The sequence below is a fragment of the Paralcaligenes ureilyticus genome (assembly GCF_004346225.1).
In the GTDB taxonomy this organism is placed as follows: Bacteria; Pseudomonadota; Gammaproteobacteria; order Burkholderiales; family Burkholderiaceae_B; genus Paralcaligenes; species Paralcaligenes ureilyticus.
The window spans coordinates 49,030-62,986 of record NZ_SMAJ01000005.1; the positions used below are offsets into that span (position 1 = coordinate 49,030).

17 protein-coding genes are annotated in these 13,957 nt (G+C 59.0%); 14 read left to right on the forward strand and 3 right to left on the reverse strand.

What is annotated here, in order from left to right; translation table 11 throughout:
• Window positions 1–141: 141 nt before the first annotated feature.
• From EDC26_RS08560 to EDC26_RS08575, 4 genes are all read left to right on the forward strand, one after another.
• Window positions 142–1,092 (forward strand): RluA family pseudouridine synthase, encoded by a 951-nt coding sequence (locus EDC26_RS08560; protein ID WP_425012462.1) that lies wholly within the window; start codon window positions 142–144, stop codon window positions 1,090–1,092.
• On the forward strand, window positions 1,089–1,742 hold the full coding sequence (locus EDC26_RS08565) for an HAD-IA family hydrolase (RefSeq protein ID WP_132581532.1): 654 nt from the start codon (window positions 1,089–1,091) through the stop codon (window positions 1,740–1,742). Before EDC26_RS08560 ends, EDC26_RS08565 begins: the two co-directional genes overlap by 4 nt.
• Window positions 1,743–2,123: 381 nt before the next feature.
• Entirely contained in the window at window positions 2,124–3,086 is a 963-nt protein-coding gene (msrP, locus tag EDC26_RS08570) for a protein-methionine-sulfoxide reductase catalytic subunit MsrP (RefSeq protein ID WP_132581534.1), read from the forward strand.
• A 194-nt stretch (window positions 3,087–3,280) separates the two neighbouring features.
• Entirely contained in the window at window positions 3,281–3,916 is a 636-nt protein-coding gene (locus EDC26_RS08575) for a protein-methionine-sulfoxide reductase heme-binding subunit MsrQ (protein ID WP_243700852.1), read from the forward strand.
• Here EDC26_RS08575 and EDC26_RS08580 read toward each other — a convergent pair.
• The 3 genes from EDC26_RS08580 to EDC26_RS08590 are packed head-to-tail and all read right to left on the reverse strand — an operon-like array spanning window position 3,913 to window position 6,091.
• Window positions 3,913–4,782: an N-acetylmuramoyl-L-alanine amidase gene (locus EDC26_RS08580; protein WP_243700844.1), complete on the reverse strand. Its 870-nt coding sequence runs from the start codon at window positions 4,780–4,782 to the stop codon at window positions 3,913–3,915. The two genes, EDC26_RS08575 and EDC26_RS08580, sit on opposite strands and share 4 nt — an antisense overlap.
• Before the next feature lie 5 nt (window positions 4,783–4,787).
• Complete coding sequence (locus tag EDC26_RS08585) at window positions 4,788–5,468, reverse strand: SAM-dependent methyltransferase (RefSeq protein ID WP_132581898.1); 681 nt, start codon at window positions 5,466–5,468, stop codon at window positions 4,788–4,790.
• A 35-nt stretch (window positions 5,469–5,503) separates the two neighbouring features.
• Complete coding sequence (locus tag EDC26_RS08590; RefSeq protein WP_132581538.1) at window positions 5,504–6,091, reverse strand: Maf family nucleotide pyrophosphatase; 588 nt, start codon at window positions 6,089–6,091, stop codon at window positions 5,504–5,506.
• A 189-nt stretch (window positions 6,092–6,280) separates the two neighbouring features.
• On the opposite strand from EDC26_RS08590, the gene EDC26_RS08595 reads away from it, so the two are divergent.
• The 10 genes from EDC26_RS08595 (at window position 6,281) to rpoE (ending at window position 13,952) form a co-directional block, all read left to right on the forward strand.
• Window positions 6,281–6,811 (forward strand): YceD family protein, encoded by a 531-nt coding sequence (locus tag EDC26_RS08595; RefSeq protein ID WP_132581540.1) that lies wholly within the window; start codon window positions 6,281–6,283, stop codon window positions 6,809–6,811.
• A gap of 63 nt (window positions 6,812–6,874) precedes the next feature.
• Window positions 6,875–7,057 (forward strand): 50S ribosomal protein L32, encoded by a 183-nt coding sequence (gene rpmF, locus EDC26_RS08600; RefSeq protein ID WP_132581543.1) that lies wholly within the window; start codon window positions 6,875–6,877, stop codon window positions 7,055–7,057.
• Window positions 7,058–7,110: 53 nt separating this feature from the next.
• Entirely contained in the window at window positions 7,111–8,190 is a 1,080-nt protein-coding gene (gene plsX, locus EDC26_RS08605; protein WP_132581900.1) for a phosphate acyltransferase PlsX, read from the forward strand.
• The gene (locus EDC26_RS08610) at window positions 8,191–9,177 is read left to right on the forward strand and encodes a beta-ketoacyl-ACP synthase III (RefSeq protein WP_132581545.1); all 987 of its coding nucleotides are present in this window, start codon (window positions 8,191–8,193) and stop codon (window positions 9,175–9,177) included.
• Window positions 9,178–9,179: 2 nt separating this feature from the next.
• Window positions 9,180–10,112, forward strand: coding sequence for an ACP S-malonyltransferase (gene fabD / locus EDC26_RS08615; RefSeq protein ID WP_132581547.1), 933 nt, complete (start codon window positions 9,180–9,182; stop codon window positions 10,110–10,112).
• A gap of 5 nt (window positions 10,113–10,117) precedes the next feature.
• A complete protein-coding gene (fabG, locus tag EDC26_RS08620; protein ID WP_132581549.1) occupies window positions 10,118–10,864 on the forward strand; it encodes a 3-oxoacyl-ACP reductase FabG in 747 nt (248 codons plus the stop codon).
• A gap of 280 nt (window positions 10,865–11,144) precedes the next feature.
• Window positions 11,145–11,384, forward strand: coding sequence for an acyl carrier protein (gene acpP, locus EDC26_RS08625; protein ID WP_013742768.1), 240 nt, complete (start codon window positions 11,145–11,147; stop codon window positions 11,382–11,384).
• Between the two features lie 147 nt (window positions 11,385–11,531).
• Window positions 11,532–12,761: a beta-ketoacyl-ACP synthase II gene (gene fabF, locus EDC26_RS08630; protein ID WP_132581551.1), complete on the forward strand. Its 1,230-nt coding sequence runs from the start codon at window positions 11,532–11,534 to the stop codon at window positions 12,759–12,761.
• Window positions 12,762–12,774: 13 nt separating this feature from the next.
• Window positions 12,775–13,356, forward strand: coding sequence for a hypothetical protein (locus tag EDC26_RS08635; protein WP_132581553.1), 582 nt, complete (start codon window positions 12,775–12,777; stop codon window positions 13,354–13,356).
• Entirely contained in the window at window positions 13,353–13,952 is a 600-nt protein-coding gene (gene rpoE, locus EDC26_RS08640) for an RNA polymerase sigma factor RpoE (RefSeq protein ID WP_132581555.1), read from the forward strand. Before EDC26_RS08635 ends, rpoE begins: the two co-directional genes overlap by 4 nt.
• The last annotated feature ends 5 nt before the right edge of the window (window positions 13,953–13,957 follow it).

Below are 13,957 nucleotides of genomic sequence, written 5' to 3' on the forward strand. Positions count from 1 at the left end.
GGCGACCTTATGACCCAGAAGCTGAAATACAGGCAGTACAATATGTCCTTGTATGCCAGACGGAGGCGCATCCACTGCATCTCTACGCAGGCAATTTTCCAGCTTCTATAGGCTGTTTCGGATTATATGCCGCTTTTCTCCATGCGCAAACCTGAAAATAATAAAAACCCTGCGCCCACTGTGCGTTTTGTACAGATCGACGTCGAGCAGGCCGGGCAGCGGATCGACAATTTCTTGCTGCGCCTGTGTAAAGGCGTCCCTAAAAGCCATTTGTACAAGGCGCTGCGTAGCGGTGAAGTACGGGTCAATAAGGGACGCATCGGTGCCGATTACCGCCTTGCACAGGGCGATACGGTACGCGTGCCGCCTTTGCGTCTGCCGCAGGCCGGGGAGCCCCGGGCGGTTCCGCCGGGCGTATTTCCCATTATTTTCGAAGATGAGTCCCTATTGGTGGTGAATAAACCCGCCGGCGTGGCGGTTCATGGCGGCAGCGGCGTGGCGTTTGGGGTCATAGAGCAACTGCGCGCCGCCCGGCCCGGGGCCACGCTGGAATTGGCGCATCGGCTGGATCGTGAGACCTCGGGCCTGTTGATGGTTGCCAAGCAGCGCCGCGCCTTGCTCGCCCTGCACCAGATGATGCGGGAAGGGCGGGGCCGCAAGCACTATCAGGCGCTGGTCGTGGGCGACTGGGTTAATGACAAACAGCATTTGCGCCAGCCTTTGCTCAAGTGGCTGACGGCCACGGGCGAGCGGCGCGTCAAGGTCGATCGGGAGGGCAAAGAGGCCCATACGATTATTACCCTGCGAAAGCGCTATGGGCGCTTTAGCCTGCTGGAGGCGGAGCTGCGCACCGGACGCACTCATCAGATTCGTGTACATTTGGCCGCGGCCGGCCATCCTATTGTGGGCGACGATAAATATGGAACCGACGAGGTGCGGGACCGATTTACGCGTTTGGGGTTCAATCGTATGTTTTTACACGCCTTCTTGTTGGAAATACCTCACCCGCTGTCAGGCGAAGGGCTGGTTTTGCAGGCGGAACTGCCGCCCGCCTGCGAGCAAATCCTGGACTGGCTGGAGCACCATTCGTGAAGCGTTATGCAGCCGTTGTATTTGACTGGGACGGGACCGTGATGGATTCCACCCACACGATTGTGGCCGCGATTCAGGCCTCGTGCGCCGATCTGGGCCTGCCGGTTCCGACCGCGGCCGATGCGAGCTGGGTAATAGGACTTTCGCTGGAAGGCGCCCTGTATCATGCCATTCCGTCTCTAACTCCGGAGAAAATGCCGCTATTTTTGCAGCGTTATCGCATTCACTTTCTTAGCCGCGATCCGGATCTTAAATTGTTCGATGGCGTTGCGTCGTTGTTCGTGGCGCTTAAGGCACACGGAGTGCGGCTGGCGGTGGCCACGGGGAAAAGTCGTGCAGGGCTGGATCGAGCGCTAAACAGCCTGAACCTGCGCGATCAGTTCGACGCCACCCGCTGCGCCGATGAGTCCTTCAGCAAGCCGCATCCGGGCATGTTGCTGGAGCTGATGCATGAGCTTGATCTGGCGCCGGAACAACTGGTGATGGTGGGCGATACGGTTCATGATGTCCAGATGGCCAGCAATGCCGGCGTTGACAGCATGGCGGTTACCTATGGCGCGCATGACAAACAAACCTTGGTTGCGGCCGCGCCCACTGTATTGGTGTCCAGTGTCCGCGAAATGCGAACCTGGCTGATCGATCGGGTTTAAGGCGGTGGGCTGTCTGTAATCGGCGGGCTGCATCCAATCGGCGCTTTCGAACGTATATGGAATAAATCGGGTAAAAAATAGAACTGGTTGGGAAAAAACAGGAAGCAAGAAGAAATAAAAGTGCTGTTTGTTGCCTGGGGAGGGAATAATTACGTTCTATTTGACGTCTATATAACATTTCGGACGGTATTTTGTAGATGGCGTCTCGGCTGTCGATGATTTTGGCAGCCACAAGGGCTGCCGCTACAAATACATGCCAGTGAATCATGTAGCGGCAGCCCTTGTGGCTGCCATCGATACAAGATACAGATTTGAACAACAGACGATTTGAACTTCCCTGTCCTGAAGACCTCAAATAGGGAAGGGTTTACAAGGAATATCATGTCCCATTTCAAAGCTCCCGCCATTGCCTCTTCAGAAATCACTCCCGAGTCGGTCTGGCTGGCGCGCCGCCGCTGGATGCAGCAGCTTGGGCTGGGCGCGGTAGCCCTGGGGGCAGGTGGCTTGTCGCTACCTGCCATGGCGGCCCCGGCCGCGTCGGGGCTGTTTGCCGGCAAGCCCAATCCCGACTATCAGGTGATGGAACACCCTACCGCCGAAAAAGACATCTCTACCTACAATAATTTCTACGAGTTCGGCACCGACAAAAGCGACCCTGCCACCTACGCGGGGGCCATGAAAACCAGCCCGTGGACGGTCGCCGTCGAAGGCGAAGTGGCTAAACCCCGTACCTTCGACATCGACGATTTGCGCCGCCTCGCGCCTATGGAAGAGCGGGTCTACAGACTGCGTTGTGTCGAGGCCTGGTCGATGGTGATCCCCTGGGAGGGATACTCCTTGTCCACCTTGCTCAAGCAGGTCGAGCCTACCAGCCGCGCCAAATATATTGAGTTTGTCACGGCCGTGCAGCCGGACAATATGCCCGGCTTGGGAGACCGGATCATCGATTGGCCTTATGTAGAAGGCCTGCGTATCGATGAGGCCATGAACCCGCTCACCATGTTGGTATTTGGGGTGTATGGCAAGGTGTTGCCGAATCAGAATGGGGCGCCCATGCGTGTGGCCATTCCCTGGAAGTACGGGTTCAAGTCGGGTAAATCGATCGTGAAGATTCGCCTGACCGAAAAGCAGCCAATGACGAGCTGGGCCAAGATCGCGCCCACCGAATATGCCTTTTATGCCAACGTCAACCCCAATGTGCCTCATCCGCGCTGGAGCCAGGCGACCGAGCGACGCATAGGCAGCGGCTTTTTCGCTCCCCGGGTCGATACTTTGATGTACAACGGCTACGGTGAACAGGTGGCTGCGATGTACCAGGGCATGGATCTGAAGAAATACTTTTGAACGATGCCATGAACGTACCGGATCAGTTGGCTTCTTCGTCGGATGTGTGGCACCCGCAAGGGGTGCCGCCGCATGATCACGATGCTGAAAATGGCACCCACAAGGGGTGCCGCTACAAAGACGTGCCGGCCGCTAATGTAGCGGCACCCCTTGTGGGTGCCACCACCACCCGAGCAGAATCGGTCCAGCCCCTTGTGGGTGCCAATCCCGCCCGGACGCCTGCCTGGACGGCCAAACAGATCGGGCGCATCAAGCCTCTTATCTTTTTACTGGCGCTTTATCCCGTGTTCCGATGGATAGCCTTGGGACTGAACGATGGGCTGACCGCCAATCCTCCCGAATTCCTTGTGCGTTCATCGGGCGTATGGGCCCTGGTTGCGCTGTGCCTGACTTTGGCCGTTACACCTTTGCGCCGGCTCATCGGCCAGCCCGCGCTGGTGCGTTGCCGCCGCATGCTGGGCTTGTTTGCTTTTTTTTACACCGTATTGCACCTCTTGGGATGGGCCTTTTGGGAACGCGACTGGTCTTTGGTTTCGATGTGGCACGACGTGCTGGCGCGCACCTTCGTTACCGTCGGCATGCTGGCGTTTATCCCCATGCTGGCGCTGGCCTTCACCTCTACGCAGGGCTGGATTCGGCGCCTGGGACGTCGCTGGCAGATTCTGCACCGCAGCGTATACGCGGTTGCGGCCCTGTCGGTATGGCATTTCTGGCTGATACGGGCCGGCAAAAACAATTTTTTCGAGCCCTACGTGTATGGAGTCATCGTGGCGGCGCTATTGCTCGCCCGGGTTGCTTATGTGGTTAAACAACGCCGTTTCAAATCTTAAGGCAATGCCTTCAAAATAGCCGCTGTTTCGGCGTCGGGCATTCCATCGTAACGGCTGGGTCGGTAATGCATCTGAAAGGCCGCGATCACATTTTTGGTGGCTAGGTCCAGCACTCCGCTCGTGGATGTCTGGTAGCCCAGGCGTTCCAGTTCTTTTTGAAACCAGCACACGTCAGGCAGGCCTTCGCGCTCGAATTGGCGTTTGTACAGACCCGCCTGGGCCTCGTCGTACCAGCGTCCGATGCCCGCTTGCGCGAGTTGTTTCCAGGGAAATGCGGGGCCTGGATCGGTTTTGCGTTGCGGGGCGATATCGCTGTGGCCCACGACGTTGTAGGGTTTGATCTGGTGGCGTTGGATAATGCCGCGCAGCAGGGTGATAACCGTGGAGATCTGGGCCGGTGTGTACGCGGCCCAATGTACGCCCTCGGGGCCTTGATTGACGATTTCGATGCCGATCGAGGCGGCGTTGAGGTTGTTGCGGCCATACCATTGGCTGATTCCCGCATGCCAGGCGCGGCGATCTTCACCTACCAGTTGATAGACGTGAGGCACGGCATCGTCGGTGATCAGGTAGTGGCTGCTGACGTTTTGTTCGGACAGTATTTTCAGGGATTGTGCGCGGTCGGCGGCCGTGTAGTGCAACACGACCAGTTCGACCCGGCTGTCCTGGCTCTTGGCCTGGATGCTGCGGTCGATCCGCAAGCCGCCGGGGGCGTAGCTGCTGCATGCCGCAAGCAGGGTGGTCAGGCCGAGGACGGTAAAGAGGGCAAGAATGCGGTTGTTAATGTAGCGGCACCCCTTGTGGGTGCCATTTTCAACCCTGGCGCTATCGCCGCACATATCGACCCTGGCAACATCCCTATGCATATCAGTCAGACGCCGGCCAGGTACAGGAAGAGGGTGGGCATTTTGTTCAGGTCGGGGGCGGGCCGCGATTTCCACTCGGCCACGGTATGAGTCTGTATCCATTCGTCGGCTGTCGTGAGCGAACGGGCTACACATAAACGGGTGTTGCCTTTAAGCGTTTGCCTGAGCGTGTCGAACATGGCGGCGTTGCGATAGGGCGTTTCGATCAGTATCTGGGTTTGGGTCTGTTGCTGCGAGACTACCTCCCATGATTTGAGTTGCCTGGCGCGCGCGGCCGGCTCGACCGGGGCATAGCCATGGAAGGCAAAGCGCTGGCCGTCCAGGCCGCTGGCCATGAGTCCGAGAAGGATGGACGAGGGGCCTACCCAAGGGTGGACTTGCAGGCCCATGGTATGGGCGATGGCCACCACTTTGGCGCCCGGATCGGCTACGGCAGGGCAGCCGGCCTCGGAAACCAGGCCGATTTCGCCACCTTCTTGCAGCGGCGTCAACCAGGCGCGCATTTGCTGGGCATCGACATGGCTGTCAAGGGTGTGAATGGTGATTTCCTGCAGCGGCCGCAGCGTGCCGATCAGCTTCAGGAAGGCCCGCGCGGTTTTGGCGTTTTCCGCAATATAGGTGTCCAGGCGTGCGGCCAGCTCGCGGACCGTGCGGGGCAGCCAGATATCCGGTGCCGCGTCGCCCATGCCGACGGGGATCAAATGTAAAATTCCGCTTGTTTTCACAGCATCTCTAAGGAAGTTATAGGGTTAAGCCCAAACGAACGCAACATGCGGCACAGGGCTATAAGCGGCAGGCCAATAATAGCCGTCGGGTCGTCCGAATGCATGCTTTCCATCAGCGCGATCCCCAGACTTTCGGCCTTGGCGCTGCCTGCGGTATCGTAGGGCTGCTCGACGCGCAGATAGGTGTCGATTTCGACGTCGTCCAGCGTGCGGAACTGGCAGTAGGTCAGCACGTCGGCGGTTTCGCGGCGTCGCCCGTCGGTAACGCATAAGGCACTGTGGAATTCTACGGTCTGGCCGCTTAACTGCCGCAATTGGATCTGCGCCCGCTCGAAGCTGCCGGCTTTGCCGATGGGTTCGCCGTTAATGGTGGCGACCTGGTCCGAGCCAATGACCAGGGCGTTGGGATGGTCGCCGGCGACAGCGCTGGCCTTGGCAATTGAAAGCCGTAGCGCAAGGTCGGCGGGGTTTTCCCCGGGGAAGGGCGTTTCGTCCACATTGGGGGCAATGGCGGTATAGGGTATGCGCAGGCGCGCCAGCATGGTTTGGCGGTAGGAAGAGCTTGAGGCCAGAATAAGACGCATGGTTGATGGTTTAAGGTGTTTACCTGATGTTTGGTTTGACTGAAAATTGCCGAACGCGTTATTATCTAATGTTTTCCTTGTTTAAGAAACCGCATATGTCCTTTTTGGGGTCGGGCATCTGCCTGCGAAAAGGCGGTTGGTAGAAAACGGGTTTTGGGAAACGGTTGTGAAAATTGCGGAGGGACCAACGTGGATGCAGGCAAGTATGTGGACACGTTTGAGCTGACCCGAACGGGTCTGGAGGTTAGCGGCCAGACGTCGTTGCTGCATTGCGAGCGGCTGACCGAGGATTTGCCCGAGCAGGATGACAGCCCGGTATCGTGGTCGCTGCGGGGTGAAAAGGATTCGTTTGGGCGCAGTTATCTGCATTTACGTGTCAAGGCTTGCCCCATGCTGGAGTGTCAGCGCTGCCTCGCGCCCTTTGCATGGCCGATAGACGCCGAAAATCGCTTGCAGATGGTGAATACCGAGGCAGGCCTTGAAGATGATGCGGTGCTTGTTGAAGGACAGCCCGAAGATTTCATCGAGCGTATCGTCGGTTCGCCGCGCCTTGATGTCCTGGCGCTGGTTGAGGATGAAATCATCCTGAGCCTGCCCTACGTGCCCAAGCACGATGTTTGTCCGTCAGTGTCGCCCCTTATTGTTCAGCACGATGAGTCCGATACTGATGCCGGCAGGCCATCGCCGTTCGCGGTGCTGAGTCAGCTAAAAAAGAATTGAGTTTTTTAATCTAACAGGCGGGATTTATCGCTTACAATTGCGACCCGCTTTTCAGGAGTCATTATGGCCGTCCAGCAAAACAAAAAGAGTCCGTCTAAGCGTGGCATGCATCGTGCGCACGACTTTCTGACTACGCCTTCCACGGCTGTCGAGCCCACCACGGGCGAGCTGCATCTGCGTCATCACATCAGCCCCAACGGAATTTACCGCGGCCGTAAAGTTCTCAAGACCAAGAACGACGAATAATTGCGTTGCGTGTTCGGTCTGGACTGTAAAGCACGCCCTCAATGACTACATCTGTGGTTCGGATTGCTATCGACTGCATGGGTGGCGATATTGGCCTGGCGGTCACGATTCCGGCTGCCCGCCAATTCGCGGTCAAGCGTCCCGATACCCGCTTTCTGCTGGTGGGCGACCCGCAGGCGATAGGCGCCAAACTCAAGGAACTGGGTTGCGCGAGTGATTGGTGTGAAATTCTGCCCGCGTCCGAAGTGGTCGCCATGGACGATTCGGTCGAGGTGGCGTTGCGCCGCAAAAAAGATTCGTCGATGCGGGTGGCGGCACGGGCGGTCAAGGACGGCCTGGCCGATGCCTGCATCTCGGCCGGCAACACCGGGGCCTGGATGGCCATTACGCGTTATGTCTTGAAGACGCTGGACGGCATCGACCGCCCGGCTATTGCCACGTCTATTCCCAATCAAACCGGTGGCGCCACGATCATGCTCGATCTGGGGGCCAATGTCGATTGCTCGGCCGAGCATTTGCTGCAGTTCGCCATCATGGGTGCCGCCCTGGCGCAGACCGTCGACCGGCGCGACAGGCCCACCATAGGGCTGCTCAATATTGGCGAAGAGGTCATCAAGGGTAACGAGGTGGTCAAGCACGCGGCCGAGCTTTTGCGCGCCAGCGGCCTGAATTTCTACGGCAACGTCGAAGGCGACGATATTTGCAAGGGCACGGTTGATGTCGTGGTCTGCGATGGATTCGTAGGCAATGTCGTGCTCAAGTCGCTCGAAGGCCTGGCCAAAATGGTCGCCAGCATGATGCGTCAGGAGTTCAAGCGCGATCCGCTGTCTCTGGCCACCGGTTTGCTGGCGACGCCGGTTCTGAACCGTTTTCGCGCGCGTGTCGATAATCGGCGCTATAACGGCGCAGCCCTGCTGGGCTTGCGCGGGATTGTCATTAAAAGCCACGGCTCGGCCGACGTCTATGCCTTTGGCTGTGCTTTGCAGCGCGCGTACGAAGCCGTGCAAAATGGACTGCTTCAGGGTACGACCAGCGCAATTGATCAATTGCGCCAGAGCTTGCGGGTGGCCGATGTGCGAGCGACGCAAGTTTCTGACGACGCGCCCCAACCTGCGCCTCACCCGGGCGCCTAGATGGAATCGAGTATGTCTTATGCCAGGATAATTGGATCGGGGGCTTATCTGCCTTCGCGGGTTGTGAGCAATGATGAGCTTGCCGCTGAATTGGCGACGCGACAGATCGAGACTTCGGACAGCTGGATTGTGGAGCGCACCGGAATAAAGCAGCGCCATATCGCGGCGCCGGAAGAAAAAACCAGCCTGCTGGCGACCCGGGCCGCCCGGGCTGCGCTGGATGATGCGGGTGTCGCAGCCGATGAGATAGACCTGATTATCGTTGCGACGTCGACGCCCGATTTCGTCTTTCCAAGCACCGCGTGCCTGGTGCAGGCGGGTTTGGGGATTAAAGGCGGCGCTGCCTTCGACGTGCAGGCCGTATGCAGCGGCTTTGTCTATGCCCTGGCCACTGCCGACGCATTCATTCAAGCCAAACGCGCCCGCGTGGCCCTGGTGATCGGCGCAGAGGTTTTCTCCAGCATCCTGGACTGGAATGATCGCGGCACGTGCGTGCTGTTTGGCGACGGTGCGGGCGCCGTGGTGCTGAAGGCCTCGGACGAGCCCGGCATTATCGGAGCCCGGTTGAATGCCGATGGCAGCCAGATGAACATTCTTTGCGCGGCCGGCAATGTGGCGCACGGCAAGGTGGTGGGCGATCCGTTTTTGCGGATGGACGGCCAGGCGGTATTCAAGTTGGCGGTTACCGCACTGACTCGCTCGGCCCGCGATGTTTGCATCGAGGCCGGCGTGGCCCTGACCGATATTGACTGGCTGGTGCCGCATCAGGCGAACGTCCGGATCTTGAATTTTTTGAGCAAACGATTGGGCATCCCCGACGAAAAGGTAATCATCACTCTCGATAAACATGCCAATACGTCGGCAGCCAGTGTGCCTTTGGCGCTCGATGTGGCGCGCCGCGACGGCCGCATCAAGCCCGGCCATCTGGTCTTGATGCAGGGTGTCGGCGGCGGCTTTACATGGGGCTCGATCCTCGCGAGGATGTAAAAATGAAAATCGCATTTGTCTTTCCTGGGCAGGGGTCGCAATCGGTAGGCATGCTGGATGCGTGGGCCGGCAACGCGACGGTTGCCCAGGTAACGGAGCAGGCGTCGGCGGCGCTCGGCCAGGATCTGGGGGCTCTGATTTCCCAAGGCCCCGCCGACCAGCTTAATCTTACGACCAATACTCAACCCGTCATGTTGGCGGCGGCCGTGGCGGTGTATCGTGCCTGGATAGCGGCGGGTGGGGCGGCGCCGGTGCTGCTGGCCGGCCACAGCCTGGGCGAATATTCGGCGTTGACGGCCGCGGGCGCTTTGACGCTGGGCGACGCGCTGCGGATCGTGCGTGTGCGCGCCGATGCGATGCAAGCGGCGGTACCCGTAGGAACAGGGGGTATGGCGGCTATCCTGGGGCTGGACGATGAGGCCGTCAAAAACGTCTGCGCGCAGGCTGCCCAGGGCGAAGTGGTTGAAGCGGTCAATTTCAATGCGCCTTCGCAGGTTGTCATTGCGGGGCATAAAACCGCCGTTGAACGCGCCTGTGTTCTGGCCAAGGCGGCGGGCGCAAAGCGTGCCCTGGTTTTGCCGGTGTCCGCGCCGTTTCACTCCAGCCTTCTGCAGCCGGCGGCTGTTCGGCTTGAACAGGCCCTGGCGCAGGTCGAACTGAAAACGCCGCTTATTCCGATTATCAACAATGTCGATGTGGCCAGTCCGGCCGAGCCTGCGGCCATCAAGAGCGCACTGGTGCGCCAGGCCTGGCACGCGGTGCGCTGGGTGGAAACCGTGCAGGCCATGAAGGCGCAAGGCATCAGCCATATCGTCGAATGCGGGCCGGGCCGGGTACTGAGTGGTTTGGTCAAACGCATAGACTCCAGCCTGACCGGCCTTTCGATCACCGATCCAGCTTCGCTGGACGCAGCGCTGGGCGCCTTACAAGGATAAAAATCATGCAAGACACGCAGCTCCAGGGCAAAGTGGCCCTTGTCACCGGCGCTACCCGCGGCATAGGCCGCGCCATTGCGCTTGAACTGGCCGCCCGCGGCGCGCATGTCGTCGCCACCGCGACCTCTGCCGCCGGCGCCCAGACCATTTCCGAAGCATTGGCTGCGGTGGGCGGCCGCGGCGTGGTGCTGGATGTCACCGATCTGTCGGCCTGCGAAGCCCTGTGCGATGATCTGGCCAAGCTGGAAGGCGGCGGGCCTCATATTCTGGTGAACAATGCCGGCATTACGCGTGACAATCTGGCCGTCCGTATGAAGGACGAAGACTGGGATGCAGTGCTCGACACCAATCTTTCCGCCGTGTTTCGTTTGTCGCGCTGCGTCATGAAGGGCATGATGAAAGCCCGTTGGGGCCGCATTATCAATATTACGTCGGTGGTGGGCTCCAGCGGCAACCCGGGCCAGGCCAATTATGCGGCCGCCAAGGCCGGGGTCGCGGGCATGGTTCGCGCTTTGGCACGTGAGCTGGGCGGTCGCAATATTACGGTCAATTGTGTGGCGCCCGGGTTCATCGAAACCGATATGACTCGCGCGTTAACCGAGGCGCAGGCCGCAACCATTTTGTCGCAAATACCACTGGGCCGCATGGGTGCGCCTGCCGATGTGGCCAATGCCGTGGCCTTTCTTGCCGGCCCGCAGGCGGCCTATATTACGGGTACAACCGTGCATGTCAATGGTGGCATGTATATGTAGTTTTCGTTGCAAGTCGATCGTGCGTCTTGTCTGCCCCGGCGGTTTGTACGCGTTGTACTGTCGAGCGCCTGGTTTTCAAGCGGCCGATCGATTTAAGATGGAATAATCAGCTGAACGGGGTAAAATCCGTTCAGTCAAGAGGTGTTCAGGGGGGACGGCGCACGCTGCCGGCGTGTCATGCTGTTTTTATCCGGAAATGCCGTTTTTTTATCATGGCCAAACCCCATAACTATTTCGTTTGGCTATAATTCGCGGGAATTTTCCCAACTTGGAGATCTGCATGGAAAGCATCGAACAGCGCGTCAAAAAGATCGTCGCTGAACAACTTGGCGTCAACGAAGCCGAGATCAAAAACGAATCTTCCTTCCTTGACGACCTCGGTGCCGATTCGCTCGATATGGTCGAGCTTGTGATGGCGCTTGAAGATGAATTTGAAACCGAAATCCCGGATGAAGAGGCCGAGAAAATCACGACGGTTCAGCAAGCGGTTGACTATATCTCGTCGCATAGCAAACAGTAGTTTCAACTTTCATGACGCAAGCCCGGTGTTTGCCTGGGCGGGGTCAGGGCGGTTTCTAGAGAGTAGGCCTGCCACAAGCGCTGCGTACGGCGCGGGCGTTGGCGTATTCGCTTCAAGCCGCCTTTGTTTTTATAGGAGAAGCCATCCGTGAAACGACGTGTCGTCATCACCGGTCTTGGTATTGTTTCGCCCGTCGGCAACGATATTGATGGCGCCTGGGACAATATCGTCAATGGGCGTTCGGGCATAGGCCGTATTACGCGTTTTGATGCTTCCGCTTTCAGCGCCCAGATAGCGGGCGAGGTCAAAGGCTTTGACGTGACGCAAGTCATGTCCAGCAAAGAGGCCAAGCAGATGGATACCTTCATCCATTACGGCGTGGCGGCGGGCGTGCAAGCCTGGCGCGATAGCGGCCTGGAGGTCACGCAGGCCAATGCCGAACGCATAGGCGTCATTGTCGGTTCGGGCATAGGCGGCTTGTCGCGTATTGAAGAAACTCAAATTGAATATATGGCACGCGGGCCACGGCGGATATCGCCATTTTTTGTGCCGGCGTCGCTGATCAACCTGATTTCCGGCCAGCTATCGATCATGCTGAGTCTCAAAGGCCCCAGCTATGCCGTGGTTTCGGCCTGCACAACGGGCCTGCACTCCATTGGCGATGCGGCGCGCCTGATTGAATACGGCGATGCCGATGTCATGGTGGCCGGCGGGGCCGAGGCCACCGTCTCGCCCTTGGGGATAGGCGGGTTTGCGGCCATGCGCGCCTTGTCCACTCGCAACGATGACCCCGCCACGGCTTCGCGCCCCTGGGATCGCGACCGCGACGGATTTGTGCTGGGTGAAGGGGCGGGCGTGGTGGTGCTTGAAGAGTACGAGCATGCCCGCGCGCGCGGCGCGCGCATCTATGGCGAATTTGCCGGCTATGGCATGAGCTCCGATGCGCACCACATCACTTCGCCGGACCGCGACGGCCCGCGGCGCGGCGTGGCCAATGCCTTGCGCAATAGCGGGGTCAATCCCGATCAGGTCGACTACGTCAACGCTCACGGCACATCGACCCCCTTGGGCGATAAAAACGAAACCGAGGCGCTCAAGCTGGCTTTTGGCGATCATGCGAAAAAACTGGTGGTCAATTCCACCAAATCGATGACGGGCCATTTGCTGGGTGCGGCGGGCGGCATCGAGGCTGTATTCACGACCCTGGCGGTCTATCATCAAATTTCACCCCCCACGATCAATATTTTCAATCAGGATCCGGAGTGCGATCTGGATTACTGCGCCAACGAGGCGCGTGACCTCAAGATCGACGTGGCACTGTCGAATTCTTTCGGTTTTGGTGGAACAAACGGGTCGATGGTTGTCCGGCGGATTTAGGCCGCAGCGCCCCATGAACCGCATCAGGCAATGGACCGTCCGGCAACCGCGCTGGGCGACCGTGCTTGCTGCGGGTATTGTTTCTGCCGCCGCCTCGGCGCTGGCCTATGTGGCGGCACCCCATGTCGTGACGGCGGCGCATGTTGTAGCGGCACCCCTTGTGGGTGCCATCTTCCCGGAATGTGGATATCCGCTAGGCTGCCAAGGTTTTGCCACCCACGAGGGGTGGCGCTACATAATCCTCGGGCTGGTTTCCGTAGCGGCAGCCCTCGTGGCTGCCATCTCGGCATTTAGGGGAAAACCCTTATTTCGAGGCCAAACGCCGGCGATGCTCGAGTTCGATGGCGCACGCCAATGGGCGCTGGTCAACGCCGCCGCCCGGCGTCCTTTGCAACTGACCCATGCCTGGCCCGCCTTTGCGTGGGTGCGTTTGCGCTTTCGCGCGGCGCTGGCCTCCGGCTCAAAGGAAACGATGCTGGAATTGACTGTCTGGAAGGCCAGTGTTTCGCCCGAAGCGTGGCGCGAACTGCGTGTGCTGCTTGCCAGGCAGGCGACGCTGCCCGAATGGCGCGCTGAAAAGGGAGGGGGGCGATGAGCGAGCGCGATGTCGATGCCGAACTGGTCGATCGCGTGCAGCGTGGCGACAAGCACGCTTTCGATCTGCTGGTTTTAAAGTATCAGCGCAAAATAATGCGCCTGCTTTCGCGCATGGTGCGTGATTCGTCCGAGGTCGAGGATGTGGCCCAAGAGGCCTTTATCAAGGCCTACCGTGCTTTGCCCCAGTTTCGCGGCGACAGTGCGTTTTACACCTGGCTTTATCGCATAGCCATCAATACCGCGCGCAATTGGCAGGTGGCCAATGGGCGTCGTCCCAGCACTCCCAGTGCAATAGAAACCGAAGATGGTGAAACTTTTAGTCAAATCGACAACCTAACCGATATCAGTACGCCAGAATCGCAATTGGCAAGCCGTCAGATCGTTGAAACCGTTAACACGGCCATCGACGCTTTGCCTGCGGAGTTGCGTACGGCTATCGTTTTGCGTGAGATAGAAGGCATGAGCTACGAAGATATCGCCCAGAGTATGAACTGCCCCATCGGGACGGTGCGTTCACGCATATTCCGGGCGCGAGAAGCGATTGCGGCCCAATTACGCCCTGTTTTGGGCAACGATGCCGATCATCGCTGGTAAGGAGA

Coding starts and splice junctions, on each gene's coding strand:
- EDC26_RS08560 (WP_425012462.1), top strand. CDS start 142: ATGCGCAAACCTGAAAATAATAAAAACCCTGCGCCCACTGTGCGTTTT.
- msrP (WP_132581534.1), top strand. CDS start 2,124: ATGTCCCATTTCAAAGCTCCCGCCATTGCCTCTTCAGAAATCACTCCC.
- EDC26_RS08580 (WP_243700844.1), bottom strand. CDS start 4,782: ATGCATAGGGATGTTGCCAGGGTCGATATGTGCGGCGATAGCGCCAGG.
- EDC26_RS08585 (WP_132581898.1), bottom strand. CDS start 5,468: ATGGGCGACGCGGCACCGGATATCTGGCTGCCCCGCACGGTCCGCGAG.
- EDC26_RS08590 (WP_132581538.1), bottom strand. CDS start 6,091: ATGCGTCTTATTCTGGCCTCAAGCTCTTCCTACCGCCAAACCATGCTG.
- rpmF (WP_132581543.1), top strand. CDS start 6,875: ATGGCCGTCCAGCAAAACAAAAAGAGTCCGTCTAAGCGTGGCATGCAT.
- EDC26_RS08610 (WP_132581545.1), top strand. CDS start 8,191: ATGGAATCGAGTATGTCTTATGCCAGGATAATTGGATCGGGGGCTTAT.
- fabD (WP_132581547.1), top strand. CDS start 9,180: ATGAAAATCGCATTTGTCTTTCCTGGGCAGGGGTCGCAATCGGTAGGC.
- fabG (WP_132581549.1), top strand. CDS start 10,118: ATGCAAGACACGCAGCTCCAGGGCAAAGTGGCCCTTGTCACCGGCGCT.
- acpP (WP_013742768.1), top strand. CDS start 11,145: ATGGAAAGCATCGAACAGCGCGTCAAAAAGATCGTCGCTGAACAACTT.
- EDC26_RS08635 (WP_132581553.1), top strand. CDS start 12,775: ATGAACCGCATCAGGCAATGGACCGTCCGGCAACCGCGCTGGGCGACC.
- rpoE (WP_132581555.1), top strand. CDS start 13,353: ATGAGCGAGCGCGATGTCGATGCCGAACTGGTCGATCGCGTGCAGCGT.